This window comes from Deferrisoma sp. (assembly GCF_054681715.1).
Map to the genome: position 1 here is coordinate 1 of NZ_BAAHFQ010000203.1, position 4,791 is coordinate 4,791.

Here is a 4,791-nt window from a genome sequence, read left to right on the forward strand (position 1 = left end):
CCTCTCCGACCGGGGCACCTACCTGGCGATGCGCGAAAAGCTCTCCCTCGTCGTCGTCCACGAGGGGGACCCGGCGCTCGCCAACCCCTACGGCATCATCGCGGTGAACCCGGCCAAATATCCCCACGTGAACTACGAGGGCGCCATGCTGCTCATCGGCTACCTCACGGGGCCCCGGGGCCAGCGGATCATCCGGGAGTTCCGGAAGGGCGGGGAGCCCCTGTTCTTCCCCGACGCGATCCCGAACCCGTAGGGAAGGGGAGCGCGAACCCAGGGTGGGGGCGGCGGCCACCCCGGGAGACAGAGGACGGACGCCGGTGGCAGGACGTTCCTGATTTCTGTCCCCTGACTTCTCACCCCTGACAGTGGGAGCGCCTTCCAGGGCGCGATCCGGGCCGCAGGCCCGCCGGGGGCGGGTGTCGCGGCTCGGAGGCCGCTCCCACAGGGTGGGGGCCCGGCGCTGACGCTCGGCCCCAGGAACGATTCCCCATTCCCCATTTCCCACTCACCATTCCCCATTCCCGGCAGTTGAACGCAGGACGGGCCCGGAAGGCGCCGCCGGGGCCCCCAGGGGCGTCACGGGGGTGCCGCTCTTACCGGATACGGTCGCATGGTACCTTCCGCCGTGGGCATAGGCGCGGGACAGCGCCGTTGCCGGGGCGGGAGTCCGCCCCGAAAGCTTGGGTTGACTTTTCAATCCGTTGTTTGGCAGGCTTGTGCTCCCGTAAGGAAGCTACAGGGGGTGATCTCAGATCTGCTTGCAGGGAAAGGGGTGGGAACGGATGCCCAAGGCGAGTTTTCGGCGGAAGAAGATTTTGCCGGCGACTCGCCTTTTTTGTGCCCGGACACCGGGAGGGTACCCCATGCGGTTCGTGCTGGTGGCGTCGTGCTGCGCGCTTTTTGCACTCGCGGCGTCGTCGTGGGTTGGAAGCCGGGTGTCCGGCAGGCGTCGCGCCGACGAAGCGGTGGATCCGGCAGCCTGTGTCTCCGATGCGTTCCGCGGCACCGCGGGGGCGTTTTGCGATGACTCCGACAGGCAAAAGGGGGTTTTGGCCGGAGACGTCGAGACGGTCGTCCAGTACCTCACGCGGCGGATGCGGAGCGCCGGATTGAGGGTGATTGCTTGATCGGAAGCGGAGGACGACGGGTTTTTGGGGGCGCGTTCCAGGATGGTGCTGACCCGATATGTCGGGGATCATTATATTAACCCGGCGCCAATACAGGCGCGCAAGGAGATCGCGAGGGCATGGGGCCTGCTTCCGGCCGTGCGTGAGTGCGGCATCCGGCTTACGCTGCATCCGGCACTCAGCCGGATGGACGGAACCATTCAGGAACTCTTGGCGTTTTCGTCAGTCTGCTGGGCCGGAAGAGTCCCAGTCGTTGGCTGAGTGCCGAATGCAGCGACTGTAGGAGCCACGCCCGGCGCTCCAGCAGGCCCCATGCCCCCGACCGTGGCTATTTAGCCGCCGGAGTAATAGCTGGGGAACAAAGATCTTTATCGATGGCTTCATGGAGATCTGCGATTCTCTTGCCCTGTACAACTGCCAGCCCGCAACGCGCGGGTCGGTTCCACGCCGGGTTCCGGGTTTCTGGCCCGCCTGATCGGCATCGGTACCGGCGATAGAACGGTTGTGCCCGGTACCGCAGTCAAGCGCACGCCGCGCAATCGAGGGGATCTGCGGCGCACGCCACAAAGATCGAACCGGTTGTGTGTTGTTGCTCGCTGAGTGTGTCAGGGCCGTTGCGTGCTGCGGTGGGTTTTCGCATGCAACGGCCCTTTTTTGGGCGGGGCCACGCAAGTGGCTCGGGGGGCGGTTCAGGCGCGGGGTACTGTAGCAGCGGCCCGTTGGGAGGCGGGGTGTTCCGCGGTTCGGATCCGGTGTGGGCACGGCCCAGGAGGAGGTTGTCCATGAAGAACAGGGCGGTATCTGCAGTGATGGTGCTCGGCCTTCTCGTCTGCTCCAGGGCGTTGTGCTGGGGCCAGACCGCGGTGTTGCTCGTCGGTGACAAAGCGCTCGAGGTGCCGGCTCAGCAGGCCCTGGGCGGCGCACTCGCGTTTCTGGCCGACGGGCCCGAGGCCGACTACCGGGCCCGGGTGTTCCGCACGGCCGAGGGGGGGCGCCTCGCCTTCGACGAGGTCTTCGGGAAAAACGGACCCACGGCGGCCGCCCGCAAACGCCTGTACGACGAGTACGGCCCCCGGTACGTGGCGTTGGCGTGGCTCGAGGACCTGGGCATCGAAGAGGTCCCGGCGTACGGGCTCAAGCGCCAGAAAACCGGCCTCGTCGTGCGGGTGGTGGCGGCCGACTCGGGTCGGGTGGTGTTCGAGGACCGGGTGGAGCACACCTCCGATTTCCGCCCGGATGGGGCTGGCGCCGAGCGGGAGGGGCTGTGTTCCGCGCTCGCGGCGCGGGTCGATACGGCCGGGCTTTCGGAGGCCGTGCGTCGGGTCGAGGGGCGGCCCGGCCGGGTCAAAGTCGTGTTCGAGGGCTTTGCGAAAAAAGACTACTTCGCCCAGCGCGATCTGATCCTCGACAAAGTAGCGAGGCCGGCCGGCATGACGGGGGACCTGCGCGACTCCTACGACGAGGCCGCCCAGGCGCTCACCGTGCGCGGTTACGCGGCCGCGCCCCCCGACGTCTTCTACCGCGACCTCTACCGGGCCGCGGCCGACAGCGGGCTGTTTCAGGCCTTCGACGTGGTCCGCGAGGGGGCTTCGGGGTTTGTGGTGCGGCGCCTGCCGCCCGAAACCCGGATGCTCGTGGTCACGGGCCTCACCGCCGACCGCTACCACGATCGCCTAGTGGCCTACCGCGAGGCGGTCGAGGCGCAGCCGGGCGTCTCCGGTGTTCGGTTCCGCTACCAGCCGGCCGAGGGGGGCGGCGACGACCGCCTGGTGATCACCTTCGTCTACGACGGCGACCTGGCCGAACTCGAGGAGAAGATCTGGCACACCCTCGAGGCGGGTGGTCGCGTGCCCACCCGCACCCTCGAGTCCATCACCGACAGGGTCATCACCTACCGCTCGGGGTACAAGGCGGGCGACAGCGTGCGCCTCACCGTGGAGTTCCACAACATCTCCCCGGGCGTCTTCCGGGAGTTGGGTCCCCCCCTGGAGAGCATCGTGAAGTCTGTGGGCGGGAAGAACCTGACCAAGAGCTACGACCGCGACCTCTACACCCTGTCGTACCGGTTCGACACCGACCGGCCGCCGGCCGAGATCGACGCGGCCCTGTGGCAGGCCATCGAGCGCGACCCGAGGCTCGGGCAGATCGTGCCCGACACCATCCGGGACCAGACCATCGCCTACTTCTATCTGCAGGAAGCCCCCGACACCCGGCACGTGACCCTCGAGGTGAAAAACCTGGACCCGGCCGACTACGCCCGGGTGGCCGGCAGGTTCCACAGCGTCGTGGCGGCGCTCGAAGGGGTGAGCGAACTGCGCAAGGCCTACGCCGAGAGCACCCGCACCCTGACCCTCGAGTTCGAATACGCCGGCGGCAGCGTGTACGCCATTGACGACGCCGTCTGGAAGGCGGCGAAGGGCGATCCCGACCTGGCCAAGCTGGCCATGGGCACCCTCACCGAAGGCCGGCTCGAGTACTTCTTCGCCGGGCCCGAGGGAGCGGGCGACGAGGTGGCGGTGGTCATGAAAAACACCTCGGGGCAACGCTACAAGGTGATGGCCACCCGGTTCTCTGGGCTTCTGGGGCGGATCGAGGGCGTGCGCGAGGTGCGCTCGGCCTACGACTTCCGCACCCGGACGGCGGTATTCCGGCTGGCCTACGGCGGAGAACTGACGGCCCTCGAAGAGGCCCTGCAGCGGGCCATGGCGGCCGACGACTTCTTCCGCTACGTGGCCCAGGGGCCGACGTACCCGAACCGGATCGTCCTGTACTACCACGAAGGCGAACTGGGCGGAGGGGTGCCAGATGCCCCGCCGGCCGACGAGGGGGCCGCGCTCCCCTCCGGGGGCGGCCGCGCCGCCCTCGTCGAGGCCCTCGACCCGGGAGTCGTGGTGGTCATGACCTACACGGGGGCGGGTCCGACCCACGCCACGGGCTTCTTCGTCACCCCCGATGGCTACCTCCTCACCAGCGCCGCCGCCGTGAAGGCCGGCCAGGTGGTGGTCCAGACCCACGACGGCCAGCGGTACCGGGCCCAGGTGATCAAGACCGACCCGGAACTCGACCTGGCCCTGGTCAAGGTTTCGGCCCCGGGCCGCACGTTCCCCCCCGCCGACCTCGGCGACAGCAAGGGCGTGCGCAAGGGAGCGGCCGTGTTCCTCATCGGCACCCCCGTGAGCGAAGCCTACGAGCACACCGTGGTGGCCGGCGTGGTGAGCGGTCTTGAGCGTCACCGCGGCCTGTTTCAACTCTCCATGGACCGCTACGCCGGGTACGCCGGTGCACCTGTGTACGACGAGGCCGGCCGTGTCGTGGGCGTGGTCACCGATGCGGGCCGCGCCCCCGGTTCCCCCGACGGCTTCACCCTGGCCGTTCCCGTGAACTTCGCCCGGCCCCTGGTGGACATGGCCCGCTGAGCCCGCGGCCGGGGTCTTGCCGGTTCCGCGCCTCCGTACGGATGGGAGACAACCATGCGTCCGAAGCCCCTTCTTCGAACCCTGGTCGTGGCGGCCGTGTTCGCCGTGGCGTTTCCGGCCCGGGCGGAGCGGGTGGTGGTGGTGGTGAACGAACTCGCGCCCCAGGGGGTGGAGGCGGCGGAGGCCCGGGTGATCTCGGACCTGTTGCGGGGTCGGCTGGTGAAGGCGCCGAACGTGCGGGTGGTGGA

Annotated in this window: 3 protein-coding genes and 1 pseudogene; all 4 read left to right on the forward strand. The window is 68.7% G+C overall.

The annotated features are described in order from the left end of the window. Positions 1-253 (forward strand): annotated as a pseudogene (locus tag ACY0I8_RS16455) (hypothetical protein); the annotation flags it as partial. A 610-nt stretch (positions 254-863) separates the two neighbouring features. Then, positions 864-1,127 carry a hypothetical protein gene (locus ACY0I8_RS16460; protein ID WP_461395613.1) on the forward strand — a complete coding sequence of 88 codons (264 nt, stop codon included), beginning with the start codon at positions 864-866 and terminating at the stop codon, positions 1,125-1,127. Between the two features lie 782 nt (positions 1,128-1,909). Next, positions 1,910-4,543 carry a S1C family serine protease gene (locus ACY0I8_RS16465; RefSeq protein WP_461395614.1) on the forward strand — a complete coding sequence of 878 codons (2,634 nt, stop codon included), beginning with the start codon at positions 1,910-1,912 and terminating at the stop codon, positions 4,541-4,543. A 54-nt stretch (positions 4,544-4,597) separates the two neighbouring features. Beyond that, on the forward strand, positions 4,598-4,791 hold a 194-nt coding region (locus ACY0I8_RS16470), incomplete at its 3' end, for a hypothetical protein (RefSeq protein ID WP_461395615.1).